The organism is Pseudomonas alliivorans, from assembly GCF_017826695.1.
Taxonomy (GTDB): domain Bacteria; phylum Pseudomonadota; class Gammaproteobacteria; order Pseudomonadales; family Pseudomonadaceae; genus Aquipseudomonas; species Aquipseudomonas alliivorans.
Map to the genome: position 1 here is coordinate 13,534 of NZ_JAFFZW010000006.1, position 24,503 is coordinate 38,036.

General features: G+C 59.6%; 21 protein-coding genes. 18 read left to right on the forward strand and 3 right to left on the reverse strand.

Annotated features, from left to right (window positions below; genetic code table 11):
• Positions 1-108: 108 nt before the first annotated feature.
• Positions 109-243 (reverse strand): hypothetical protein, encoded by a 135-nt coding sequence (locus JTJ32_RS26540; protein WP_257211810.1) that lies wholly within the window; start codon positions 241-243, stop codon positions 109-111.
• Between the two features lie 109 nt (positions 244-352).
• Between JTJ32_RS26540 and JTJ32_RS16470 the strand changes: the two genes are divergently transcribed.
• Positions 353-757 (forward strand): Rieske (2Fe-2S) protein, encoded by a 405-nt coding sequence (locus tag JTJ32_RS16470; protein WP_408004602.1) that lies wholly within the window; start codon positions 353-355, stop codon positions 755-757.
• A 19-nt stretch (positions 758-776) separates the two neighbouring features.
• Here the strand turns inward: JTJ32_RS16470 and sfsA are convergent, their stop codons facing one another.
• The gene (sfsA, locus tag JTJ32_RS16475) at positions 777-1,490 is read right to left on the reverse strand and encodes a DNA/RNA nuclease SfsA (RefSeq protein ID WP_210042677.1); all 714 of its coding nucleotides are present in this window, start codon (positions 1,488-1,490) and stop codon (positions 777-779) included.
• Entirely contained in the window at positions 1,490-2,662 is a 1,173-nt protein-coding gene (locus JTJ32_RS16480) for a pyridoxal phosphate-dependent aminotransferase (RefSeq protein ID WP_210042678.1), read from the reverse strand. The genes sfsA and JTJ32_RS16480 overlap by 1 nt, the downstream gene beginning before the upstream one ends.
• A gap of 349 nt (positions 2,663-3,011) precedes the next feature.
• Between JTJ32_RS16480 and dksA the strand changes: the two genes are divergently transcribed.
• The 17 genes from dksA to JTJ32_RS16565 all read left to right on the forward strand — a co-directional run bounded on the left by dksA (position 3,012) and on the right by JTJ32_RS16565 (position 24,503).
• Positions 3,012-3,452 carry an RNA polymerase-binding protein DksA gene (dksA, locus tag JTJ32_RS16485; RefSeq protein WP_004879927.1) on the forward strand — a complete coding sequence of 147 codons (441 nt, stop codon included), beginning with the start codon at positions 3,012-3,014 and terminating at the stop codon, positions 3,450-3,452.
• Between the two features lie 155 nt (positions 3,453-3,607).
• Positions 3,608-4,495 (forward strand): tRNA glutamyl-Q(34) synthetase GluQRS, encoded by an 888-nt coding sequence (gene gluQRS / locus JTJ32_RS16490; RefSeq protein WP_210042679.1) that lies wholly within the window; start codon positions 3,608-3,610, stop codon positions 4,493-4,495.
• A 98-nt stretch (positions 4,496-4,593) separates the two neighbouring features.
• Positions 4,594-4,770 (forward strand): hypothetical protein, encoded by a 177-nt coding sequence (locus JTJ32_RS16495; RefSeq protein WP_004879930.1) that lies wholly within the window; start codon positions 4,594-4,596, stop codon positions 4,768-4,770.
• Positions 4,754-7,708, forward strand: a complete 2,955-nt coding sequence (locus JTJ32_RS16500; RefSeq protein ID WP_184321542.1) for a sensor histidine kinase — start codon at positions 4,754-4,756, stop codon at positions 7,706-7,708. Before JTJ32_RS16495 ends, JTJ32_RS16500 begins: the two co-directional genes overlap by 17 nt.
• A gap of 22 nt (positions 7,709-7,730) precedes the next feature.
• Positions 7,731-9,164, forward strand: a complete 1,434-nt coding sequence (locus JTJ32_RS16505; protein ID WP_099226811.1) for a sigma-54-dependent transcriptional regulator — start codon at positions 7,731-7,733, stop codon at positions 9,162-9,164.
• Positions 9,164-9,541 carry a hypothetical protein gene (locus JTJ32_RS16510; RefSeq protein ID WP_184321544.1) on the forward strand — a complete coding sequence of 126 codons (378 nt, stop codon included), beginning with the start codon at positions 9,164-9,166 and terminating at the stop codon, positions 9,539-9,541. Before JTJ32_RS16505 ends, JTJ32_RS16510 begins: the two co-directional genes overlap by 1 nt.
• 325 nt (positions 9,542-9,866) lie before the next feature.
• Complete coding sequence (locus tag JTJ32_RS16515) at positions 9,867-11,270, forward strand: polynucleotide adenylyltransferase PcnB (RefSeq protein ID WP_184321546.1); 1,404 nt, start codon at positions 9,867-9,869, stop codon at positions 11,268-11,270.
• A complete protein-coding gene (gene folK / locus JTJ32_RS16520) occupies positions 11,263-11,769 on the forward strand; it encodes a 2-amino-4-hydroxy-6-hydroxymethyldihydropteridine diphosphokinase (RefSeq protein WP_184321548.1) in 507 nt (168 codons plus the stop codon). Before JTJ32_RS16515 ends, folK begins: the two co-directional genes overlap by 8 nt.
• Positions 11,770-12,001: 232 nt before the next feature.
• Positions 12,002-12,802 (forward strand): 3-methyl-2-oxobutanoate hydroxymethyltransferase, encoded by an 801-nt coding sequence (panB, locus tag JTJ32_RS16525; RefSeq protein WP_099226807.1) that lies wholly within the window; start codon positions 12,002-12,004, stop codon positions 12,800-12,802.
• A complete protein-coding gene (gene panC, locus JTJ32_RS16530) occupies positions 12,799-13,650 on the forward strand; it encodes a pantoate--beta-alanine ligase (protein WP_210042680.1) in 852 nt (283 codons plus the stop codon). Before panB ends, panC begins: the two co-directional genes overlap by 4 nt.
• Positions 13,651-13,657: 7 nt before the next feature.
• Positions 13,658-14,038: an aspartate 1-decarboxylase gene (gene panD / locus JTJ32_RS16535; RefSeq protein WP_025996635.1), complete on the forward strand. Its 381-nt coding sequence runs from the start codon at positions 13,658-13,660 to the stop codon at positions 14,036-14,038.
• Between the two features lie 185 nt (positions 14,039-14,223).
• Positions 14,224-15,888 carry a glucose-6-phosphate isomerase gene (gene pgi / locus JTJ32_RS16540; protein WP_210042681.1) on the forward strand — a complete coding sequence of 555 codons (1,665 nt, stop codon included), beginning with the start codon at positions 14,224-14,226 and terminating at the stop codon, positions 15,886-15,888.
• A 153-nt stretch (positions 15,889-16,041) separates the two neighbouring features.
• A complete protein-coding gene (acs, locus tag JTJ32_RS16545; RefSeq protein ID WP_210042682.1) occupies positions 16,042-17,979 on the forward strand; it encodes an acetate--CoA ligase in 1,938 nt (645 codons plus the stop codon).
• 52 nt (positions 17,980-18,031) lie between these two features.
• A complete protein-coding gene (locus JTJ32_RS16550; RefSeq protein ID WP_210042684.1) occupies positions 18,032-18,898 on the forward strand; it encodes an oxygenase MpaB family protein in 867 nt (288 codons plus the stop codon).
• A gap of 127 nt (positions 18,899-19,025) precedes the next feature.
• Complete coding sequence (locus tag JTJ32_RS16555; protein ID WP_210042686.1) at positions 19,026-20,204, forward strand: acetyl-CoA C-acetyltransferase; 1,179 nt, start codon at positions 19,026-19,028, stop codon at positions 20,202-20,204.
• 195 nt (positions 20,205-20,399) lie between these two features.
• The gene (locus JTJ32_RS16560) at positions 20,400-21,416 is read left to right on the forward strand and encodes a class I SAM-dependent rRNA methyltransferase (RefSeq protein ID WP_210042688.1); all 1,017 of its coding nucleotides are present in this window, start codon (positions 20,400-20,402) and stop codon (positions 21,414-21,416) included.
• Between the two features lie 108 nt (positions 21,417-21,524).
• The gene (locus JTJ32_RS16565; protein WP_210042689.1) at positions 21,525-24,503 is read left to right on the forward strand and encodes a DUF748 domain-containing protein; all 2,979 of its coding nucleotides are present in this window, start codon (positions 21,525-21,527) and stop codon (positions 24,501-24,503) included.

Here is a 24,503-nt window from a genome sequence, read left to right on the forward strand (position 1 = left end):
AGGTCGCTCGCAGAAACGGGAGCGAGACGATATACGAGCCTGCGCGCGGGCGGGACGCCACCTTACCTCTCGGGACAGATACCACGTCAAACAAAGAAAAGTCCGATACTACTGAATGCCTGGATCCTGCCTGAGTCCAGCCACCGTGCACCACACGTAATCGGCACTTTCCTCGGTAATCTCATCCTCGATCTGAGCCAGCAGCGACACGAGCACCGCGGTGCCCATGTCAATGTCTGCCATGTGCACGAATCATTCCCCAATCCAACTGCTCACGTGCGGACTGAAGATCCGGACGTCAGGCAACATGACCTGACCACATTGACGGGTCAGCAGACTAAAATCTCACCCAATGATCCTTGGCGGCACATTTCGACCGGGATCGCCGTCAAAGCCATCCACGCTTCATGGGGTTTTCTTGATATTTCTCTGCACATCCAGTCACCTACCGGAATCACAGAGCCGCGGGTTCGAACTGGAAGACTACAGACTTCTGGCGATACGCCGACACGGTGAGGTTTTCATCTACAGGAATCGCTGCCCGCATCGTGGCGTCCCTCTGGAATGGCAGCCCGACCAGTTTCTGGACAGCAGCGCCAGTCTGATCCAGTGCGCCACCCACGGTGCGCTGTTTCTGATCGAGAATGGCGAGTGCGTGGCAGGCCCCTGCGAGGGTCAGTCGCTGACCGCGCTCGACGCTCATGAAGACGCCCAAGGCATCTGGGTAACCTTGCCTGAAGATCACCTGCAGGACTAATTACCCCGGCATCGATGGCTTATCCCGGCCATAGCACCTGCAAGCGCCGGTCGATGCGCACTTCCTGCGGATCCAGGTGCACGCCATAGGCCAGAACCTCGACACCGGCATCCATCGCGTCCTTCAACGCCAGCGCGTAGGCCGGGTCAATCTCCTGAGCCGGTCGCACCGACTCGATCCCGGTGAGGTTGACGCAATACAGCAAGACTGAACGCACACCCTCGCGTGCCAAGGCCGCCAGTTCGCGCAGGTGACGTGCCCCCCGTTGTGTTACGGCATCGGGAAACGCGGCGACGGCCGACTCATCAAAGCCGAGCGTGACGCTTTTTACTTCCAGATACACATGACCGTCGGGATACTCGAGACGGAAATCGACACGGCTTTTTTCCTGCCCATACGCCACCTCGCGCTTGAGCGCCGTGAAACCGTTCAACTCGCTGATCACACCCGCGCGCAAAGCCTCCTCCACCAGTGTGTTGGCGCGCCCGGTGTTGATGCACGCGAAACGACCCTGCGGCGTTTCACTGATCTCCCAGGTCCCCGGCAGTTTGCGCTTGGGATCACTGGAGCGACTGAACCAGACACGCCCTCCCGGCATCATGCAATTGAGCATCGAACCGGTGTTGGGACAATGAATGGTCAACAGCTCGCCGCTATCGGTCTCGATATCGGCCAGGAAACGTTTGTAGCGAATAATCAGACGACCCTGCTCCAATTCAGGCGAGAAACGCATCAGGCACTCCAACTGCGCAGGCCGCGTGCAATGCGCTCGACGGCCTCCTGCAATCTGGGCAGGCTCTGGGTATAGGCAAAACGCACATGATGTCCGGCCAGATGACGACCAAAGTCCAGCCCTGGCGTGAACGCAACATGTTCGGTTTCCAGAAAGTGTCGGCAGAACGCAAAGGCATCACCACCGAATGCGCTGATGTCGGCGTACAGGTAAAACGCGCCCTCCGGCTCGACAGCAATGCCAAAACCCAATTCACGCAAGGCAGGCAGCAGGAAATCCCGACGGCGCCCGAACTCCGCGCGCCGCTGCTCCAGGATGTCCAGGGTCTGCGGCTCGAAACAGGCAAGCGCCGCGTATTGCGCCATGCTCGGCGCACTGATGTAGAGGTTCTGAGCAAGCTTTTCCAGGTCGGCCACCGCGTCTGTCGGCGCGACGAGCCAGCCCAGACGCCAACCTGTCATGCCGAAGTACTTGGAAAAGCTGTTGAGCACGAAAGCGTCATCATCGACTTCCAGCACACTGCTGGCGTCCACACCATAGGTCAGGCCGTGGTAAATCTCGTCGACCACCAGATGCCCGTCGCGCGCCTTCAAGGTCTGCGACAGGGCGGCCAGCTCATCGCGATGCAACAGGGTGCCGGTAGGGTTGGCGGGCGATGCCACCAGCGCACCGACACTGTCTTCATTCCAGCACTGCTCGACCAGTTCGGGCGTCAGTTGATAGCGCTCTTGCGGGCCGACCGGCACCAACTGAGCGCCCCCTTCGACCAGGCGCAGAAAGTGGCGATTGCACGGATACCCCGGATCGGCCAGCAACCAGTGCTTGCCCGGATCCACCAGCAGGCTGCTGGCCAGCAGCAGCGCCCCCGAACCACCCGGCGTGACCAGAATTCGCTCGGGATCGATATCCACCTGATAACGCTGTGCATAGAAACCGGATATGGCCTCACGCAACCGGGGCAGGCCACGGGCGGCGGTATAGCGTGTCTTGCCGTCAGCCAGCGCCGCCTGTCCGGCCGCAATAATGGGTTCGGCCGTGGTGAAGTCCGGTTCGCCTATCTCCAGATGAATCACGTCTTGGCCCGCCGCCTGTAGCTCATTGGCACGCGCCAGCAGCGCCATGACATGAAACGGTTCGATAGCGCGACTGCGCGCGCTGTAAGGCTGGGCCATGGGTCTTCCTTTATGACGAAGGCTTCTGGAAATGTGATTGTCACAACAGAGGAACACGATTCTACCCACCCTGTACCTGCGGTGCCCTAAATGATCGTGCAGGACGTATCGATAAAGCAGAAAGAAAAGAAAGCTACGACGGCTGTCGAAGACTAGAGTTCATTTAAGGCACGGGCAGTTTCGTTACGGTCACCTCTGCAAGCAGACCGCTTCGTCATGCTCGACAACCGGGAGTAGCGCACTCCGATTTGATCTGGTAAGTTCGCCCGCTTGCAGCTGCAGGGCCGACGGGTGTCGGTGATGGAACAATCCTGCGCAATAGATTAGAAGAGTGAGAGGCGGTCCATACATGCCCACCCCAGAAAAGCAACAGAACCATCTAATCAGCGGCTTTTCACCCTACGTTCCGACGAAGGATGAAGAGTACATGAGCGAGCCTATGCGCGCGCACTTCACCAAGATCCTGAACAAGTGGAAACAGGACTTGATGCAAGAGGTCGATCGCACGGTGGACCACATGAAGGACGAAGCTGCCAATTTCCCTGACCCGGCCGACCGCGCCAGTCAGGAAGAAGAGTTCAGCCTTGAACTTCGCGCTCGTGATCGCGAACGCAAACTGATCAAAAAGATCGACAAGACGCTGCAACTGATCCTTGATGAAGAATATGGCTGGTGTGAATCCTGTGGCGTCGAAATCGGCATCCGCCGCCTCGAAGCCCGTCCGACTGCGGATCTGTGCATCGACTGCAAGACCTTGGCGGAAATCAAGGAAAAACAGGTCGGCAAGTGACCTGCAGGACCTGCCTTGAAAAAAAGACGCTTCGGCGTCTTTTTTTGGTTTTCACGGATCGAGAAGTTGCTAGTGATCGTGCACATCGCTCTACGTAGAGATGCGACTCGCTTCACGCTTGATCGCCAAAGCTGCGCACCAGTAACATCCGGCCCATGAAAAAATCTGCCTACATCGGGCGCTTTGCGCCGACGCCCAGTGGTTATCTGCATTTTGGCTCGCTGGTTGCGGCACTTGCCTCTTATCTCGACGCGCGTGCAGCAGGCGGACAGTGGCTGATGCGCATGGAAGACCTGGATCCACCACGTGAAGTGCCGGGTGCGCAAGCGGCCATCCTGGAAACGCTGGAACGCTACGGCTTCGAGTGGGACGGCGAGTTGATCCGCCAGAGCGAACGCCATGATGCCTACGCCGCCATTATCGACCGCTGGTTCAGCCACGGCCTGGCCTACGCCTGCACCTGTTCACGCAAACAGCTCGAAGGCTATAAAGGCGTTTATCCCGGCTTGTGCCGCAACGCAGGGCATTCGCCCGATAACGCCGCCATTCGCATTCGCGTGCCGGAACTGGAGTATCGCTTCGAAGACCGGGTGCAAGGCACGTTCCGCATGCATCTGGGCAACGAAAGCGGGGACTTTGTGATTCGCCGACGGGATGGCCTGTATGCCTATCAACTGGCAGTCGTCATTGACGATGCCTGGCAGGGCGTGACCGATATCGTGCGCGGCGCCGACCTGCTGGACTCGACCCCGCGCCAGTTGTATCTGCAGGAGTTGCTGGGCATTGCTCAGCCGCGCTACCTGCATGTGCCGTTGATCACCCAACCCGATGGCCACAAGCTCGGCAAGTCCTATCGTTCGCCCCCCCTGCCTGCCGATCAGGCCACACCCTTGCTGCTGCGCGCCTTGCGCGCACTGGGCCAGCCAACCGATTCACAGTTGATGTACGGAACAGCTCACGAAGTGCTGGCCTATGGCATTGAGCACTGGAACCCGGACCTCATCCCCAGGGTGCACAACATTGAGGAAGCCCGGATAGACTGAACCAGAGCGGTTGCTGAAAACTACTGCTTATGGCTACTTGCAGCTTGTCGCGCATCCGTTACCATGCCGCTCCTCATCTACCAGCGCAGGGAGACCAGATGTACATATACCGGTTGGTTTTGCTTCTGGTGGTAGGTATTTACCTTTTCTCTCCGGCCATCATGGACTGGTGGATCGACGCGACAGGTGCCTGGTATCGGCCCTATCTGCTGTGGCTGATCCTGATCGTGGTGACGTTCATTCTTCAGAGCCAGCGAGATGCCGATGAGCTTTAGCCTGACGCAGATGTTGCTGGTGAGCGCCGGCTATCTGCTGGTGCTGTTTGGCGTTGCCTGGGTCAGCGAGCGCGGCCTGATTCCGCGTGCAATCATTCGCCACCCACTGACCTATACGCTTTCGCTGGGCGTCTACGCCAGTGCCTGGGCGTTCTATGGCACGGTCGGTCTGGCCTATCAGTACGGTTACGGTTTTCTCTCCAGCTATCTCGGTGTGTCCGGTGCATTTCTGCTGGCACCGGTGTTGCTTTACCCGATTCTGAAAATCACCCGCACCTATCAGCTTTCCTCACTGGCCGACCTGTTCGCGTTCCGCTTCCGAAGCACCTGGGCCGGCGCGCTGACCACGGTGTTCATGCTGATTGGTGTGCTGCCACTGCTGGCACTGCAGATTCAAGCAGTAGCCGACTCGATCAGCATCCTGACGCGCGAGCCGGTGCAGGATCGTGTGGCCGTGGCGTTCTGCGCGATCATCATGTTGTTCACGATCTTCTTCGGCTCACGACACATCGCGACGCGTGAAAAACATGAGGGACTGGTGTTCGCCATCGCCTTTGAGTCGCTGATCAAACTGATCGCCCTGGGAGGCGTCGGCCTGTACGCCCTGTACGGTGTGTTCGACGGCCCGCAGCAACTGGAACTCTGGCTGCTGCAGAACCAGACCGCCCTGGCGTCGCTGCACACGCCTCTGCAGGAAGGTCCGTGGCGCACGCTGCTGCTGGTGTTCTTCGCCTCGGCCATCGTCATGCCGCACATGTACCACATGACCTTTACCGAAAACCTCAACCCGCGCTCGCTGGTCAGCGCCAGTTGGGGCCTCCCGTTGTTCCTGCTGCTGATCAGTCTGGCCGTTCCACTGATCCTCTGGGCCGGGCTCAAGCTCGGCGCGACCACCAGCCCCGAATATTTCACTCTCGGCATCGGGCTGGCTGCCAATAAGCCAGCTCTGGCGCTGCTTGCCTATATCGGCGGGTTGTCAGCGGCCAGCGGACTGATCATCGTCACTACGCTCGCGCTGTCGGGCATGGCACTCAATCATCTCGTGCTGCCGCTTTACCAGCCGCCAGCGGAAGGCAATATCTATCGCTGGCTGAAGTGGACCCGACGCGGGCTGATCGTGGCGATCATCGCAGCAGGCTACGGTTTCTACCTGATGCTCGGCGCGCAGCAGGACCTGGCCAATCTGGGCATCGTGGCGTTTGTTGCGACACTGCAGTTTCTGCCGGGCGTGCTGTCGGTGCTGTACTGGCCGACGGCGAACCGGCGCGGCTTTATTGCCGGACTGCTGGCCGGGATCGCGGTCTGGGTCGTCAGCATGCTGTTGCCGCTTATCAGCAACCTGCAGGGCTTCTACATTCCGCTGCTGAATATGATTTACGTGCTGGACGACACCAGTTGGCACATGGCGGCCATCGCGTCGCTGGCTGCAAACGTGCTGTTGTTCACCCTCGTGTCGCTGTTCACCAATGCCAGCGCCGAAGAAGTCAGCGCGGCCGAGGCCTGCGCGGTCGACAACGTGCGCAGGCCTCAACGCCGCGAATTGCACGCGGTGTCGCCACAGGAGTTCGCCACGCAACTGGCCAAACCGCTGGGCGCGAAGGCAGCGCAGAAAGAAGTCGAGCAGGCCCTGCGCGATCTTTATCTGCCCTTCGATGAACGCAGGCCCTATGCCTTGCGGCGTCTGCGCGACCGGATCGAGGCCAACCTGTCCGGCCTGATGGGCCCGAGCGTCGCTCAGGACATGGTGGAGACTTTCCTGCCGTACAAATCGGGCAGCGAAAAATACGTCACTGAAGATATCCACTTCATCGAAAGCCGGCTCGAGGATTACCACTCGCGCCTGACCGGGCTCGCTGCCGAACTCGATGCCCTGCGCCGCTATCACCGCCAGACACTGCAGGAATTGCCGATGGGCGTGTGCTCGCTGGCCGAGGATCAGGAAATCCTGATGTGGAACCGTGCCATGGAAGAGCTGACCGGCATCGTCGCTCAGCGCGTCGTGGGTTCCCGCCTCGAGACCATCGCCGAGCCGTGGAAAGGCCTGCTGACCGGCTTCATCAGCGTACCTGATGAACACTTGCACAAGCAGCGTCTTGGTCTGGATGGCCAGACCCGCTGGCTCAACCTGCACAAGGCGGCCATCAACGAACCGCTCGCGCCAGGCAACAGCGGTCTGGTACTGCTGGTGGAAGACCTTACAGACACGCAGATGCTGGAAGACAAACTGGTCCACTCGGAACGGTTGGCCAGCATTGGCCGACTGGCGGCCGGTGTCGCCCACGAAATCGGCAACCCGATCACCGGTATCGCCTGCCTGGCGCAGAACCTTCGGGAAGAGCGTGAAGAAGACGACGAGCTGAAAGAGATCAGCAGTCAGATTCTCGAACAGACCAAACGCGTGTCGCGTATCGTGCAGTCGCTGATGAGTTTTGCCCACGCTGGCGCTCATCAGCACAGTGACGAAGCCGTCTGTCTGGCCGAAGTGGCTCAGGATGCCATCGGCCTGCTGGCGCTGAACCGACGCAATTTCGAGGTGCAGTTCTACAACCTCTGCAACCCTGAACACTGGGTCGATGGTGACCCGCAACGTCTTGCACAGGTGCTGATCAACCTGCTGTCCAACGCGCGCGACGCATCGCCCGCAGGCAGCGCGGTCAGGGTCAAGAGTGAAGCATCCGAACACACTGTGGATTTGATCGTCGAGGACGAAGGCAGTGGAATACCCAAGGCAATCATGGACCGATTGTTCGAGCCATTCTTCACTACCAAAGACCCCGGTGAAGGAACCGGACTGGGGCTTGCGCTGGTCTATTCCATCGTTGAAGAGCATTATGGACAAATCACCATCGACAGCCCGGCCGACCCCGAGCACCAGCGTGGTACCCGTATCCGGGTGACTCTGCCACGCCATGTCGACGCGACGTCCACCGCGAACTGAGACCGTCGAGAGAACTGAATCAATGCCGCATATTTTGATCGTCGAAGACGAAACGATTATCCGCTCAGCCCTGCGTCGCCTGCTTGAACGCAATCAGTATGAAGTCAGTGAGGCCGGTTCTGTTCAGGAGGCTCAGGAACGTTTCAGCATCCCGTCCTTTGACCTGATCGTCAGCGACCTGCGGCTTCCGGGTGCGCCCGGTACCGAATTGATCAAGCTGGGCGAAGGCAAGCCGGTGCTGATCATGACCAGCTACGCCAGCCTGCGCTCGGCAGTCGACTCAATGAAAATGGGCGCGGTGGATTACATCGCCAAACCCTTCGATCATGACGAGATGCTTCAGGCCGTGTCGCGCATCCTGCGTGACCGCCAGACGGTCAGCAGCCTGCAGGCCGAACGCAGCGCCATGGGCAAGGTGAGCAGTGCCGAGAAAGGTACGGCACCGAACAACAATGGCGAAATCGGCATCATCGGCTCATGTCCGCCGATGCTCGATCTTTACAGCAAGATTCGCAAAGTCGCACCGACCGATTCCAACGTGCTGGTCCAGGGCGAGTCGGGCACGGGTAAGGAACTGGTCGCCCGCGCCCTGCACAATCTGTCACGCCGCGCCAAGGCACCGATGATTTCTGTCAACTGCGCAGCCATTCCCGAGTCGCTCATCGAGTCCGAACTGTTCGGACACGAGAAAGGCGCGTTTACAGGCGCCAGCGCCGGACGTGCCGGCCTGGTGGAAGCCGCGGACGGCGGCACGCTGTTTCTCGACGAGATCGGTGAGTTGCCGCTGGAAGCGCAGGCACGCCTGTTGCGCGTTCTGCAGGAAGGCGAAATTCGCCGGGTCGGCTCGGTGCAGTCGCAAAAGGTCGATGTGCGACTGATTGCGGCGACCCACAGAGACCTCAAGACTCTGGCCAAGAACGGCGAATTCCGTGAAGACCTTTTTTACCGCCTGCACGTCATCGCCCTAAAACTTCCGGCCTTGCGCGAACGCGGCAGCGATGTGCTCGAAATCGCCCACGCCTTTCTGGCACGCCAGAGCGCCAAGGTTGGCCGTAACGACCTGAAGTTCGCGCCTGATGCCGAGCAGGCGATTCGTCACTACAGTTGGCCCGGCAACGTCCGCGAACTGGAAAACGCGGTGGAGCGCTCGGTCATTCTCTGCGAGAACCCGGAAATCACCGCCGACCTGCTGGGTATCGACATCGAGCTGGACGGTCTGGGCGACGACGAGTACATGGGCCTTGCGCCGCTGCCCAGCGGCTCGACCTCCGGCAGCAGCGAGCCGACCGAGGACCTGTCGCTGGAAGACTATTTCCAGCACTTCGTTCTGGAACATCAGGACCACATGACCGAAACGGAGCTGGCCCGCAAACTCGGGGTCAGCCGCAAGTGCCTGTGGGAACGTCGTCAGCGCCTGGGCATACCCCGTCGAAAAGGGGTGGCCAACGAAACCTGATGTTCTGCGCAAGGCTCTGGCACGCGGCGCTCAGGGCTTTGCGCAAACTGTTACCCTCCTCGCCTCACGTAACAAAAGCCGGGTCTTACGGTAACGAAGTCCCGGCTTTTTTATGCCTGCCGTTTTTTGAAAAAGCTGCCAAGGCCCCGGTTTACGGGGCTTTTGAAAAGTTGGCACAGGTCCTGCTATATCTCTTGTACAAGAAGAACAACAAGCAGTACGACACCCATAACAAGAACAACACGAATCGACTCACGCATAACAAGAACAACACGGCGGAGGCGCAGCTAACTGATTCTTTTGGAGAGGAGTTGTATTTGGGGCTTGCCCCGCAACCAGGCCGAGAACAACAAAAACTACCCTTAGGTAGAGCCTGAACTGGTTGGATCGAATGATCATTGCAACGCAGCGACCAAAGCAATCCGTTTGCTCTTGACTCCCGATTGGGAGGTTTCACAGACGAAAGTCTCGTGAATGGGCACTCAACAAAAACAAGAAGCCCTAACAGAAAACAATAATAAAGAGCACACACTTTGGGGGAGCTTCGGCTCCCCCAGTAGCTTCAAGAACAAAGCCCTGCCTCACTTTCCCTGCCTTCAGCGACAGCTTCCTACACCATCCCTCGACTAAATGCTAGAATCCCCGCCCATCATGCGGTCATTCCACGTTTTTGGCCGAATATTCCTTCAAACAGTGCCTCCCATGCTGAAGAAGCTGTTCCAGTCATTTCGCTCTCCACTGCGCAAGCCGCAGCAACACACGCGCACCACGCCTGAAGTGCTCAATAGCGGCCAGCATTCGCTGCAACGCGGTCAATTCAGTCGCTACGCCGTCAATATCGTCGAGCGCCTGCAAAACGCAGGCTACCAGGCCTATCTGGTCGGTGGCTGCGTCCGTGACATGATGCTCAATATCACGCCCAAGGATTTCGACGTCGCCACCAGCGCCACGCCGGAGCAGGTGCGTGCCGAGTTTCGCAACGCCCGAATCATTGGCCGCCGGTTCAAGCTGGTCCATATCCACTTCGGTCGCGAAATCATCGAAGTCGCCACGTTCCGCGCCAATCATCCACAGGATGACGAAGAAGAGGACAGCAATCAGTCCTCGCGCAACGAAAGCGGGCGCATCCTGCGTGACAACGTATACGGCACCCTTGAAGAGGACGCTCAGCGTCGCGACTTCACGATCAACGCCTTGTATTACGATCCGGTCACCGAGCGCGTGCTGGATTACGCCAACGGTGTGCACGACATCCGCAATCGCCTGATCCGGCTGATTGGTGATCCCGAACAGCGCTACAAGGAAGACCCGGTGCGCATGCTGCGTGCCGTGCGTTTCGCCGCCAAGCTGGATTTCGGCATTGAAAAGCACAGCGCCCTGCCGATTCGCCCGCTGGCCGCCATGCTTCGTGATATCCCGTCGGCGCGCCTGTTCGAAGAAGTGCTCAAGCTGTTCCTTTCCGGTCATGCCGCCTCGACATTCGAGATGCTGGTGGATCTGGAACTGTTCGACCCCCTGTTCCCGGCCAGCTCCAAGGCGCTGGAGTACAACCCGACCTATACGCACACGCTGATCAGCAATGCCCTGATCAACACCGACCTGCGCATCAAGCAGAACAAGCCGGTCACCCCGGCCTTCCTGTTTGCTGCGCTGCTCTGGCCTGCATTGCCTGCCAAGGTGCTGCGCGCTCAGGAGCGCGGCATGCCGCCGATCGCCGCGATGCAGGAAGCTGCACACGAGCTGATCATCGAGCAGTGCCAGCGCATCGCGATTCCGAAGCGTTTCACGATGCCGATCCGTGAGATCTGGGACATGCAGGAGCGTCTGCCACGTCGTTCAGGCAAGCGCGCCGATCTGCTGCTCGATAATTCACGCTTCCGCGCCGGTTATGATTTCCTGCTGCTGCGCGAAACCGCAGGCGAACAGACCGACGGTCTAGGCCAGTGGTGGACCGACTATCAGGAATGTAACGAAAGCGAGCGTCGCGACATGATTCGCGACTTGAGTGGCAAGCCTGAAGCAGCCGGTGCCGCTCCGCGCAAACGTCGGCGCAGCAGCGGCGCGAAGCGCAAGCGCACCGGTGCCGAGACGTCCGGCGGTGAGTAACACCTCGTTAAACACTGAGCGCGTCTATATCGGCTTGGGCAGCAACCTTGCCGACCCGGCCGAACAACTGCGCAGCGCCCTCAAGGCACTGGAATTGCTGCCAGGCAGCCAACTGACGGGCGTTTCTTCGTTTTACGTCAGCGACTCGCTGCTCCCCGGCCAACCGCGCTTCACCAACGCGGTCGCCGCGCTGGACACCGCCCTCGCTCCGCTGGTCCTGCTCGACGCGCTTCAATCCATCGAACTGGATCAGGGCCGTGAGCGCCACGAGCGCTGGGGGCCGCGCACACTGGATCTGGATATCCTGCTGTTCGGCAATCATCTGATCGACGAACCCCGTCTCAAGGTACCGCATTACCACATGCAGGAAAGGCCGTTCGTGCTTTATCCGCTGGCCGAGCTGGCACCTGGCCTGACCCTCGCCGATGGTCGCGAACTGGGTCAATTGCTGAGTGAATGCCCGTTCGTTGGCCTGGAACGTTTGCCCGCTCAGGCGTAGTGTCCTCCTGCCACTAGTTACCGTTGCTGTAACCGCCCTGGCAAACGGTAACACCCGCAATTGACTTCACGCCCCCTCCTCACGAAGATAGGCCTCCCGCCGCCACCCCCGTGGCGAACGGGCGCGAAACAGGCCTTTGCAAAACACCGCGACACGACGGTGTGCCTGCTTTTCCAGGATGACTCTCACGCGCTGAGTGCCGCAGTTTTCAGCGCCTGATGGAGGACTTTACATGCCGAACATAACCGTTACGTCGCTGCTGGGTATGAAACAGAAAGGTGAAAAGATCACCATGCTGACCTGCTACGACGCGACCTTCGCCCACGCTGCCAGTCAGGCGGGCGTCGAAGTGCTGCTGATAGGTGACTCGCTGGGCATGGTCCTGCAGGGTCATGACAGCACGCTGCCTGTCACCACTGCGGAAATGGCCTATCACGTCGCATGCGTCAAACGCGGCAATCAGGGTGCGATGATCCTCGCTGACCTGCCTTTCATGGCCAATGCCACGCTGGACCAGACCTTCGTCAATAGCACAACGCTGATGCAGGCCGGCGCGCACATGGTCAAGGTCGAAGGCGCTGCCTGGCTGGCCGAGTCGATCCGTCTCCTGGCAGAGCGCGGCATTCCGGTCTGCGCCCACATGGGCCTGACGCCACAATCGGTCAACGTGCTGGGCGGTTACAAGGTTCAGGGACGCCTGGAAACCCAGGCACGCCAGATGCGTGCCGACGCCATTACGCTGGAGCAGGCCGGGGCGGCGATGATTCTGCTCGAATGCGTGCCGAGCGAACTGGCGGAAGAAATCACTCACGCGGTGAAGATTCCGGTCATCGGTATCGGCGCAGGCAGTGCAACTGATGGCCAGGTGCTGGTGCTGCACGACATGCTTGGCCTGTCCATCACCGGACGCGTTCCCAAGTTCGTGAAGAACTTCATGGTCGGCCAGCCTGATATCCAGTCGGCCATCCAGGCGTACGTAAGCGCCGTCAAAGACGTCAGCTTTCCTGCTATCGAACATGGATTCTCGGCATGATCACAGTCTCAACCGTTTCGGAACTGCGCGCAGCGGTCGCCAATGCACGCCGTGAAGGCAAACGCATCGGCCTGACACCGACCATGGGCAACCTGCACAGCGGCCATGCGGCACTGGTGACCCGCGCAACCCAGTGCGCAGACTTTGTGGTCGCGACTATTTTCGTCAATCCTTTGCAGTTCGGCGCCAACGAAGACCTGGCCACCTACCCGCGCACCCTGACGGCAGATCAGGAACGCCTTCAGGACGCAGGCTGCGACCTGCTGTTCACGCCCTCCGTTGAAGAGATGTACCCCAACGGTATGGGCGTGCAGACGCTCGTCAGCGTGCCGCTTGTCTCCGAAGGTCTGTGCGGCGCGAGTCGACCCGGCCATTTCGACGGTGTCGCGACAGTTGTCAGCAAGCTGTTCAACATGGTCCAGCCCGATGTTGCCGTGTTCGGCGAAAAGGACTTTCAGCAACTGGCGGTGATTCGCGCCATGGTCCGCGACCTGAACATGCCGATCCAGATCATCGGTGAGCCGACCGTACGCGCCGACGACGGCCTGGCACTGTCCTCGCGCAATGGCTACCTGAACGAAGAACAACGCGCCGCCGCGCCCGCGCTCTATCGCGTGCTTCGCCAGATTGGCGACGCGATCACCGTCGGCGAACAGGATTTCGGTGGCCTGCTGCACCGCAACCGGCAACACCTGGAAGCCGCAGGCTTTCGTATCGACTATCTGGAAATACGCGAGGCCACCAGCCTGCGCCCGGCCACTGCGCAGGATTGCGACCTGGTCGTCATAGCCGCCGCGTTCATGGGCACGACCCGCCTGATCGACAATCTGCACCTGATCAAGGAATAACAACAAGATGCACACCGTGATGCTCAAAGCCAAACTGCACCGTGCCGAAGTCACCCATGCGGTACTCGATTACGAAGGCTCGTGCGCCATTGATGGCGAATGGCTGGACCTGTCGGGAATTCGTGAGTACGAGCAGATCCAGATCTACAACATCGACAACGGTGAACGCTTCACCACCTACGCCATTCGCGGTGAAGAAGGCTCGCGCATGATCTCGGTGAATGGTGCTGCGGCGCACAAAGCGAAAGTCGGCGACCGGGTAATCATTTGCGCCTACGCTCATTATTCGGAAGCAGAGCTGGTCAATTTCAAGCCGCGCATGCTGTACATGGCGCCGGGCAATGAACTAAGCCACACCAGTAATGCCATACCCGTACAGTTTGCGTAACCGATTGCTGACAGCATTCGGCTGAAAAGCCCGCCTGTTGTGTGAGAAATAGTACCGGGCTCAAGTACGGCGAAGCGCAGACAAACAGGTAGACGAGGGCGTAGTCTGCGTAATGTGGCCAATGGGTCAAATCGCAACCTCGCTCCATAAAGCCCCAGAAGATCCAGTTAAGGAAACCCGCAGCGATGGCGTACTACCGCACTCCTTCCGATGTGACCGCTCTGCCCGCCTGGCAGGCGTTGAGTGAACACCGCAAAGCCATGCAGGATTTCAGCATGCGCGAAGCGTTCAATGCAGATCCACAGCGCTTCAGCGAGTTCACCCTGAGCAGCGCTGGCCTGTTCCTCGATTATTCGAAAAACCTCATTACTACCGAAACGCGTGACTTGCTGGTAAGCCTGGCCAATGAAGTGGGCCTGAAAGACGCGATCAAGGCACAGTATGACGGCGAGCTGGTCAACGCCTCCGAAGGCCGCCCTGCCCTGCACACGGCCCTGCGCCGTCCTGTCGGCGACAAGCTGAAGGTCAATGGCGTCGATGTCATCCCGGATGTACATCGTGTGCTCAACCAGATGACTGAACTGGTCGGCCGCATCCACGACGGTCTATGGCGTGGTTATACCGAGAAGCCCATCACTGACGTGGTCAACATCGGTATCGGTGGTTCCTTCCTCGGTCCTGAGCTGGTATCCGAAGCGCTGGTCGCCTACGCCCACAAAGGCGTGCGCTGCCATTACCTGGCGAACATCGATGGCAGTGAGTTCCATGAACTGTCGATGAAGATTCGTGCAGAGACCACGCTGTTCATCGTTTCGTCGAAATCCTTCAACACGCTTGAAACGCTGAAGAACGCGCAGGCTGCACGTGCCTGGTATCTCGCGCAGGGCGGCTCCGAAGCGGAATTGCATCGTCACTTCATTGCGGTGTCCAGCAACAATGCTGCGGCCGTGGCGTTCGGTATTCGCGAAGAAAACATTTTCCCGATGTGGGACTGGGTAGGCGGTCGCTACTCGTTGTGGTCGGCAATCGGCCTGCCGATTGCGTTGGCGATCGGCATGTCCAACTTCAAGGAACTGCTGTCCGGTGCCTACACCATGGACCAGCATTTCCAGAGCGCGCCGTTCGAGAAGAATATGCCAGTGCTGCTGGCCTTGCTGGGCGTGTGGTACGGCAACTTCTGGAATGCGCAGAGCCACGCGATTCTGCCGTATGACCACTACCTGCGTAACATCACCAAGCATTTGCAGCAGCTGGACATGGAATCCAACGGCAAAAGCGTGCGCCAGGACGGAACGCCGGTCTTTACCGACACCGGCCCGGTCATCTGGGGCGGCGTGGGCGCCAACGGCCAACACGCCTATCACCAGTTGCTGCATCAAGGCACCCAGATGATCCCGGCCGACTTCATTGTGCCGATCGTCAGCTTCAATCCGGTTTCCGACCACCATCAGTGGTTGTACGCCAACTGCCTGTCGCAGAGCCAGGCCCTGATGATGGGCAAGACGAAGTCTGAAGCCGAAGCCGAGCTGCGCGAAAAAGGCATGGGCGAGGACGACGTGCAGAAGCTGGCACCGCACAAGGTCATCCCTGGCAACCGTCCGAGCAACACGCTGGTCGTCGAACGCATCAGCCCACGCCGTCTCGGCGCGCTGGTGGCGATGTATGAACACAAGGTGTTCGTGCAAAGCGTGGTCTGGGGCACCAATGCCTTCGACCAGTGGGGCGTCGAGCTGGGCAAGGAAATGGGCAAGGCGGTCTACCATCGCCTGACCGGTGGTACCGAAGAGCCGGCTGACGATGCATCGACCCAGGGCCTGATCAACTACTTCCGTGGTCGTCACCGCGGATGACCTGATCGAGCCCGAGCACTGCGCTCGCCTCGACATTGATCGTGACCACGCTGGCGCGTGGTCACGATCAGCCGGCTGAACCTCTTTACGTATTGAACCCCTTTCCCCACGCATGACTCCCATTTCTGTGGATCACAGAATAAGGAAGCCGTCATGTTCGATATCAGTGCTTTCCCCAGGGCCGACGCAGTGCGCAAAGATGCGCATCTCAGCGAAGCCGACTATCAGCGACTTTACCGCCAATCGATCGATCACCCCGATGAGTTCTGGGCCGAACAGGCCGAAACCTTTCTCGACTGGTCGGCTCCCTGGAGTCAGGTGCATCAGGCTGACCTCACCACAGGGCATGCCACCTGGTTCAAGGACGGCAAGCTCAACGTCAGCCACAATTGCATCGACCGCCACTTGCCGGATCGAGCCGATCAGATCGCGATTATCTGGGAAGGTGACAACCCTTCCGAATCAGCCGAGATTACCTACCGGAAACTGCATCACCACGTTGCCCGACTGGCGAACGTGCTGAAAATGCGCGGCGTGAAAAAAGGCGACCGTGTGTGCATCTACATGCCGATGATTCCCGAAGCCGCTTACGCAATGCTGGCCTGCGCCCGTATCGGCGCGGTGCATTCGGTCGTGTTTGGCGGCTTCTCGCCCGACGCCCTGCGCGACAGGATTCTCGACGCCGACTGCCGAACCGTGATCACCGCCGACGAAGGTATTCGTGGCGGCAAGTACATCCCGCTCAAGGCCAATGTAGATCAAGCGCTGCAAAGCTGTCCCGATGTCAGCACCGTGCTGGTTGTCGAGCGCACCCAAGGCAAGATCGACTGGGTCAAAAACCGTGACATCTGGTACCACGAAGCAATTCATGGGGTTGACCATGACTGTCCGCCGGAACAGATGGATGCCGAAGATCCTCTGTTCATTCTGTATACCTCCGGCAGCACCGGCAAACCCAAAGGCGTGCTGCATACCACTGGCGGCTATCTGTTACAGGCGGCCATGACGCACAAGGTCGTGTTCGATTACCGGGACGGCGAAGTGTTCTGGTGCACTGCGGATGTCGGCTGGGTTACCGGGCACAGCTACATCGTCTACGGACCGCTGGCCAATGGCGCGACCACGCTAATGTTCGAGGGCGTTCCCAACTACCCCGACGCGTCGCGCTTCTGGCAGGTTATCGACAAGCATCAGGTCAACATTTTCTACACCGCGCCCACGGCCTTGCGCGCGTTGATGCGTGAGGGCACAGGGCCGCTGCAAGGATCATCCCGCGAAAGTCTGCGACTGCTGGGCAGCGTCGGCGAGCCGATCAACCCCGAAGCGTGGGAATGGTATTTCCATCAGGTCGGCAAGCAGCGTTGCCCCATCGTCGATACCTGGTGGCAGACCGAAACCGGCGGCATCATGCTGACGCCACTCACCGGTTTCAGCCGGATAAAGCCTGGGTGTGCCACAGCCCCTCTGTTTGGCGTACAACCCGTGCTGCTCGACGAGCAAGGCAAGGAAATCGAAGGCCCCGGCAGCGGCCTGCTGGCGATAAAAGCCAGTTGGCCGGGGCAGATTCGAAGTGTGTACGGCGATCCGCAACGCATGATCGACACTTATTTCAAACCCTTCCCCGGTTACTACTTCACCGGGGACGGCGCACGGCGTGACGAAGACGGCGATTATTGGATCACTGGCCGCGTGGACGACGTGATCAACGTCTCCGGGCATCGCATCGGCACTGCCGAGGTCGAAAGCGCGCTGGTGCTGCATGACAATATCGCCGAAGCCGCGGTGGTGGGTTATCCACATGACGTCAAAGGCATGGGCATCTATGCCTTTGTCACGCCCATCAACGGGATCGCTCCCAGTGACGATCTGAAAAGGGAATTGCTCGGCCACGTCAGCAAGGAGATTGGCAGTTTCGCCAAACCCGATCATGTGCAATGGGCATCAGCGCTGCCGAAAACCCGCTCGGGCAAGATCATGCGCCGCATCCTGCGCAAGATCGCCTGCAACGAACTCGACAGCCTGGGTGACACGTCAACCCTGGCAGATCCGGGCGTGGTTGAGGATCTGATCGACAAACGCTTGAATCGCTGAAGCGCACAAGGCATGGTCAGCGCCGCGCATGCAGTATTAGTTCTGAGGGAACATGGAATTCATTCGCAGTCGTATCGAAGCTCAGGTGATCAATCTGACTGGCCTTTCACTGGGCCAGCTGGACCTGGAAAACCCCAAGGGCGATCCAGGTCTTTTCGGCCCGCAGGCTGCCTGCTGGAAGGTGCACAGCGACTTCACCAGCATGCTGGTCGGCGGCATCAGCGCACTGATGTTGCAGGCGCTGCACCCACTGGCGCTTGCCGGCATCTGGGACCACTCCAATTTTCGCGATGACATGCTCGGTCGTCTGCGGCGCACCGGGCAGTTTCTGTCGGGTACGACCTTTGGCTCGACCCGGGACGCCAACTGGCTGATCGAGAAAGTGCGCACCATTCACCTGCAAATCATCGGTACCGCACCCGACGGCCGGCCCTACGCAGCCAGTGACCCGGTTCTGCTGACATGGGTGCATGTGGCCGAAGTCAGCAGCTTCATGGCGGCGCATCTGCGCTACGTCAATCCGCTGCTTTCAACGGCCGATCAGGACACCTACTACGCCGAGACCGCTTTGGTTGCCGAGCGGCTTGGAGCTCGGGACGTGCCACGCTCACGCCAAGCGATTGCCGACTACTTGGCCAGCGTTCGAAAAGACCTTGTGTGCGACGAGCGCAGCAGGGAAGTGCTGCGACTGCTGCTGGATGCCCCCGCGCCTAACTGGCTGGCCAAGCCTTTCGGCGTGCTGATGATGCAGGCCGGAATCGAGCTGCTGCCGACATGGGCCAGTGACATGCTGAATGTTGCCCAAGGACCGTCGAAACGAAAAATGATCCGTTCAGGAGTCAACCGCTGCGCATCTGTTCTGCGCTGGGCAGTGCGCGATGGCTCGTCTCACAGGGCAAGGCGACGAATGGGCCTGTGATCGAGGCGAAAAGTGACCGGCGGGTTCGCAGTTGGAAGATTGATCCCCATCTGTGACACCATGAGCCACGTGATCACGGCAGCCACGACCGATCGGCCGCCATCCAAAAACAATGAGGATCCGCACCATGCAAGACGTCGTTATCGTTGCCGCCACCCGCACTGCCGTGGGCAGTTTCCAGGGCTCTCTGGCCACTGTTCCCGCCGTGGATCTGGGGGCTGCGGTCATTCGTCGGCTTCTGGAACAGACCGGCGTAGACGGTGCGCAGGTCGATGAGGTCATCATGGGCCAGGTGCTCACTGCCGGTGCCGGTCAGAACCCGGCCCGTCAGGCGGCGATCAAGGCCGGCCTGCCCTTCGCCGTGCCGGCCATGACCCTGAACAAAGTCTGCGGCTCGGGCCTCAAGGCATTGCATCTGGCGACCCAGGCCATCCGCTGTGGCGACGCTGAAATTATCATTGCCGGCGGTCAGGAAAACATGAGCCTGGCCAATTACGTCCTGCCCGGCGCACGAACCGGTCTGCGCATGGGGCACGCCACGATGATTGACACCATGATCAGCGATGGCCTGTGGGACGCCTTCAACGACTATCACATGGGCATTACCGCCGAGAATCTGGCCGAAAAGTATGAGATCAGCCGTGAGGCGCAGGATGCTTTCGCCGCGTCCTCCCAGCAGAAAGCGATTGCTGCCATTGAGGGCGGGCGCTTTTTCGATGAAATCACCCCGATCCTGATTCCGCAGCGTAAAGGCGATCCACTGTCTTTCGCCACCGATGAGCAACCGCGCGCGGGCACCACCGCCGAAGCACTGGCCAAGCTCGAGCCTGCGTTCAAGAAGGACGGCACGGTAACCGCCGGTAATGCGTCCTCGCTGAACGATGGCGCTGCGGCAGTCATGCTGATGAGCGCCGCCAAGGCCGAACAATTGGGCCTCCCCGTGCTGGCACGAATTGCAGGTTACGCCAACGCTGGCGTAGACCCGGCCATCATGGGCATCGGCCCTGTCAGCGCCACCCGCCGCTGCCTCGACAAGGCAGGCTGGACACTTGAGCAACTGGACCTGATCGAAGCCAACGAGGCCTTCGCCGCGCAGTCGCTGTCGGTCGGCAAGGAACTGGGGCTGGATCCGGCAAAGCTCAACGTCAACGGCGGCGCCATCGCCATTGGCCATCCCATCGGTGCATCAGGCTGCCGCGTGCTGGTCACGCTGCTGCACGAAATGATCAAGCGCGACGCCAAAAAAGGCTTGGCGACCCTTTGCATTGGTGGCGGCCAGGGTGTGGCGCTGGCGCTGGCTCGATAAGCGGCGCGTACCCCCTGAAGAGTTGCAGTTTGGTGGGAGGCCTCGCCACGTCTTTGACGCAGCGCCATCGCGCCGCCTCCCACGAAAAGACGTCTTTTGTGAGACGCAGGCGCGGCATTTCAAGCGATGCGTCTCCAGCCTGCCAGTAACTGTTAAACTCCCGCGCCTCATTCCATCCAGCCCGAGGCGCGTCGTATGTCTTCCCTGAATCAGGCGCTCAGCGTCGCCCTCGATAATCGTCAGCAACTGCTCGATGAGTTGCACGAGCAAGGCACTGATTGTTATCGCCTGTTCCATGGCAGCCAGGAGGGTGCGAGCGGCCTGACCATCGACCGCTACGGCCCGCAGTTGCTCGTGCAGAGCTTTCACACCGCGCTTGAACGTGAATCGCTGCTTGAGCTGCATGCACAGGTCAACCGTCATCTGGCGCTGGAAACCCTGCTGGTCTACAACGATCGTTCGCAGGGCAACTCGCGCATTGATCGTCAGGACGCCGTCTACAAGGCCGATGACCTCTCGCTCGCAGATCAGGTCGGTCACGAGTGGGGCTTGAATTATCGGGTTCGGGGTCGCCATGCCGGACAGGATCCGCTGCTGTTTCTCGACCTGCGCAACACACGCGGCTGGGTCAAACAGCACAGCGCCGGCAAGAGCGTCCTGAACCTGTTTGCCTACACCTGCGGCGTCGGCCTGAGCGCGGCGGCCGGTGGCGCCAGCGAGGTATGTAATCTGGATTTTGCCGAGGGCAATCTGGCCGTCGGCCGCGAAAACGGTGCGTTGAATCCGCAACTGCTGACCATGCAGTTCATCCAGTCGGACTACTTCCCGGCCATCCGCCAACTGGCCGGTCTTCCGGTGTCGGCACGACGCAGTCAGAAACTGCCGGATTACATCAAGCTGCAGCCGCGTCAGTACGACATGGTGCTTCTGGATCCGCCTGCCTGGGCCAAGAGCGCCTTCGGCACCGTCGACCTGCTGCGCGACTACCAGAGCCTGCTCAAGCCTGCGCTTTTGAGCACCGCAGACGACGGCGTACTCATCTGCTGCAACAACCTGGCGAAGGTCAGCATGGAAGACTGGCGCGAACAGGTGCTGCGCTGCGCTACCAAGGCGGGTCGACCGGTGCGTGAGTGGCAGGTCATGAAGCCTGCCGAGGATTTTCCCTCCATGGATAACCAGCCGCCTCTGAAGACCTTGATCCTGCAATTCTAGGTCGCCGGAATACCAGAAACTTCCTACGAGCAAGGTTGGCATTGGCTTGGGAACCGAACAGGCATGCCATACTCCAAGGACCTCCGAAACAGTGAGACGCCTTAACCCATGTCCAGAGGATTGAAAATCACGTTTGGCTCCCTGCTGAGCGTGGTCGTGCTCTACAGCTTGTTGGGTTTTTTCATCCTTCCGGGGATCGCTTTGCGAGTCGCGAATCAGCAACTGGCGAACTATTCGACGGCACCCGCCAAAATCGAGCGTCTGGAGTTCAACCCTTACACACTCGAGCTGACCCTATGGGGCCTGAACATTGGCACGCCTGGCCAGGAGCAGATCGCCTTCGAAAAGCTTTACGCCAATCTTCAGTTCGACAGCCTCTGGACCCGCGCCTTGCACCTGCAACGCGTTGAATTGCTCCAGCCCAAGACTGAACTGCTGTTCGACAAGCAGGGCAAGCTGAATCTGGCGCAACTTTTTACGTTTCCGGCGAGCGAGCCTGTCAAGGACGAGGCACCGGGCAAGCCGTTTCCGCTGCGCATCGACGAAATCAGGCTGGCTGACGGCTATCTGCATTTCCGCGACCTGCGCCCTAGCGAACCCATCGAGTTTCTTTACGACAAGCTGAACTTCGAATTGAAGAACCTCAGTACCCTGCCTGAAGACAATGCCGACATGACGTTGGTTGCGGCAGGGCCTGATGGCGGGCAAATCGACTGGGTAGGCCGTATCAGCATTGTGCCGATCACCTCCGAAGGCACTCTGAAAGTCACCGACGGCAAAATGAAGCTCTGGTGGCCTTACGTCCGTGACGCGCTTCCCCTGGCGCTTCAGGACGGCGTGCTGAATTTCAGTACCGCTTACACACTTGATCTGTCCAAGGACACCGAACTCAAGCTGACCAACCTCTCGGCCAGTGTCGCGCCATTCGGGCTCAATGCACCCGACGGCCGTCCACTCGTGCGTCTCGAGCGTCTGGATGTCAGCGAAACGACGGTCGATCTGGCCAGACAACACGTCAATGTCGGCAAGATCCGCAGTCAGGGGCTGGAAACCTGGGCAGCCCGTGAAGCGGACGGTCAACTGGACTGGCAGAAGCTGTTTGCCAGCAAGCCTGACAAACCCGCCGCACCGAAGAAACCGCCAGTCGATGAGAAAGCCGCAGAACCTGCGCCGGTCACCGATGCGTCGGCCAAGGCGACAGCCCGTTCAGACAAGCCTGGAAAACCATGGCAAGTGGTGCTGCGCGATGTGCAGCTTCGCAATTACCAGGTCCATCTGGCAGACCGAGTGCCCACAGAGCCTGTACTTCTGGATGTCGGCCCGCTGAATCTGGATGTGCAGAACTTCGACAGCCTCAATACGTCGCCTTTCACCCTCAAGCTCGACACCGGCCTGGGCAAGCAAGGCAATCTGACTGCGACTGGCGAGGTCAATCTCAATCCCGTCACTGCGCGGTTGAATGTCACTACCCGTGATATCGATCTGCGACTGGCCCAGTCCTATATCAATCCGTTCATCAAGCTTGAAATGCGCAGCGGCATGCTGGGCAGCGATCTGGCAGTGAACCTGAAAAGTACCGAACCGCTGGCATTCAGCGTGACCGGCAAGGCACAGGTCAGTCAGCTCCATACGCTTGATACCCTCAAACAGCGCGATTTCCTCAAATGGGAAAAGCTCGATCTGGAGGGTCTGGACTATCAGCACGGCGCCAGCCTGTCGATTGCCAAGGTAAACATGCTGCAGCCTTACGCGCGCTTCATGATCAACGACGACCGCACCACCAACATTGACGACCTGCTGATTCCGCAGCCTGAAGATGGAAAGCCGACGGCAACGTCGAAAGCCAATGCCAAAAACACACCCAAAGCCCCCAAAGAGAACCCCTTGGGCATTTACGTAGGTGAAGTGAATATCAAGGATGGCTCGGCCAATTTTGCCGACCTGACGCTGACGCCCAACTTCTCCACAGCCGTGCAGCAGCTCAACGGGCGCATTGGCATCATCGACAACCGCCAGTCAAAGCCGGCGCCAGTGAATATCGAAGGCAAGGTTGATCGCTACGCGCCGGTCACGATCAAAGGCAGCCTGAACCCTTTCGACCCGATGGCCAGTCTGGACATCGCGACCAGCTTCAAACGTGTCGAGCTGACAACGCTGACGCCCTACTCGGGCAAGTTCGCCGGTTTCAGGATCCGCAAGGGTCGACTTAATCTGGACTTGCATTACCTGATTACCAACGGCCAGTTGAAAGCGCAGAACAAGGTGCTGGTGGAGCAGCTGCAATTGGGCGAGAAAGTGGACAGCCCGGATGCGGTGGATCTGCCGATCCGGCTGGCGGTCGCGCTGCTCAAGGATACTCAGGGCCGCATCTCCATCGAATTGCCGGTCGAGGGTGACCTGAATAGCCCTCAGTTCAGCGTGATGCCCATTGTCTGGCAAACCTTGCGCAATCTGGTGCTACGCGCAGCACAGGCGCCTTTCAAGATGTTGGGTGGTCTGGTATCCGGTGGCGGCTCCGAGGACCTCGGTAACGTGAGTTTTGCGCCCGGTTCAAGCGAATTGAGCGCGGACACGCAAAAAGCCCTGGACAAGCTCTCGGCCGCCCTCAAGGAGCGTCCAACCCTGAAGCTCGAGATCGAAGGCACCAGCGCGGCCAGTAGCGACGGCCCGCTGATCGCCCGGCAGCGACTGGAACGCGAGTATCAGGCCACCTACTACAAGATCCTGCAACGTCGTGGCGACAAGGTCCCTGCCAAGGCAGCGCTGCTGCAAGTGCCGGAAGACGAGAAGGCACCCATGCTGGAAGGCATCTACAGGGCTCGTCTGAAGCAACAGCCGCCCGCTGAGTGGGCAAACCTTGGCAAGGAGGAACGCTCCAATCAGATGCGTGCTGCCATGCTCAAGTTCTGGAGCGGCAATGAAGTCCTGCTTCGCGAGCTCGGACAGAATCGGGCCAGCAGCATCAAGGATTATCTGGTCGAAAAAGGAAAGCTTGAAGATGAACGCGTCTACTTCGTCGATGCCCGTCTGGGTCAGGCGCAGGCGGACGGCAGTGTCATCAGCCCATTGCATCTGGATAGCGAGTAG

Bases quoted from the DNA above. Each gene is read 5' to 3' on its own strand.
- JTJ32_RS16515 (WP_184321546.1), top strand. From the start codon at position 9,867: ATGCTGAAGAAGCTGTTCCAGTCATTTCGCTCTCCACTGCGCAAGCCG.
- pgi (WP_210042681.1), top strand. From the start codon at position 14,224: ATGGCGTACTACCGCACTCCTTCCGATGTGACCGCTCTGCCCGCCTGG.
- sfsA (WP_210042677.1), bottom strand. From the start codon at position 1,490: ATGCGTTTCTCGCCTGAATTGGAGCAGGGTCGTCTGATTATTCGCTAC.
- JTJ32_RS16480 (WP_210042678.1), bottom strand. From the start codon at position 2,662: ATGGCCCAGCCTTACAGCGCGCGCAGTCGCGCTATCGAACCGTTTCAT.
- gluQRS (WP_210042679.1), top strand. From the start codon at position 3,608: ATGAAAAAATCTGCCTACATCGGGCGCTTTGCGCCGACGCCCAGTGGT.
- acs (WP_210042682.1), top strand. From the start codon at position 16,042: ATGTTCGATATCAGTGCTTTCCCCAGGGCCGACGCAGTGCGCAAAGAT.
- JTJ32_RS16560 (WP_210042688.1), top strand. From the start codon at position 20,400: ATGTCTTCCCTGAATCAGGCGCTCAGCGTCGCCCTCGATAATCGTCAG.
- JTJ32_RS16505 (WP_099226811.1), top strand. From the start codon at position 7,731: ATGCCGCATATTTTGATCGTCGAAGACGAAACGATTATCCGCTCAGCC.
- JTJ32_RS16555 (WP_210042686.1), top strand. From the start codon at position 19,026: ATGCAAGACGTCGTTATCGTTGCCGCCACCCGCACTGCCGTGGGCAGT.
- panB (WP_099226807.1), top strand. From the start codon at position 12,002: ATGCCGAACATAACCGTTACGTCGCTGCTGGGTATGAAACAGAAAGGT.
- JTJ32_RS16470 (WP_408004602.1), top strand. From the start codon at position 353: ATGATCCTTGGCGGCACATTTCGACCGGGATCGCCGTCAAAGCCATCC.
- dksA (WP_004879927.1), top strand. From the start codon at position 3,012: ATGCCCACCCCAGAAAAGCAACAGAACCATCTAATCAGCGGCTTTTCA.
- JTJ32_RS16550 (WP_210042684.1), top strand. From the start codon at position 18,032: ATGGAATTCATTCGCAGTCGTATCGAAGCTCAGGTGATCAATCTGACT.
- JTJ32_RS16565 (WP_210042689.1), top strand. From the start codon at position 21,525: ATGTCCAGAGGATTGAAAATCACGTTTGGCTCCCTGCTGAGCGTGGTC.
- panC (WP_210042680.1), top strand. From the start codon at position 12,799: ATGATCACAGTCTCAACCGTTTCGGAACTGCGCGCAGCGGTCGCCAAT.
- JTJ32_RS16510 (WP_184321544.1), top strand. From the start codon at position 9,164: ATGTTCTGCGCAAGGCTCTGGCACGCGGCGCTCAGGGCTTTGCGCAAA.
- JTJ32_RS26540 (WP_257211810.1), bottom strand. From the start codon at position 243: ATGGCAGACATTGACATGGGCACCGCGGTGCTCGTGTCGCTGCTGGCT.
- panD (WP_025996635.1), top strand. From the start codon at position 13,658: ATGCACACCGTGATGCTCAAAGCCAAACTGCACCGTGCCGAAGTCACC.
- JTJ32_RS16495 (WP_004879930.1), top strand. From the start codon at position 4,594: ATGTACATATACCGGTTGGTTTTGCTTCTGGTGGTAGGTATTTACCTT.
- JTJ32_RS16500 (WP_184321542.1), top strand. From the start codon at position 4,754: ATGCCGATGAGCTTTAGCCTGACGCAGATGTTGCTGGTGAGCGCCGGC.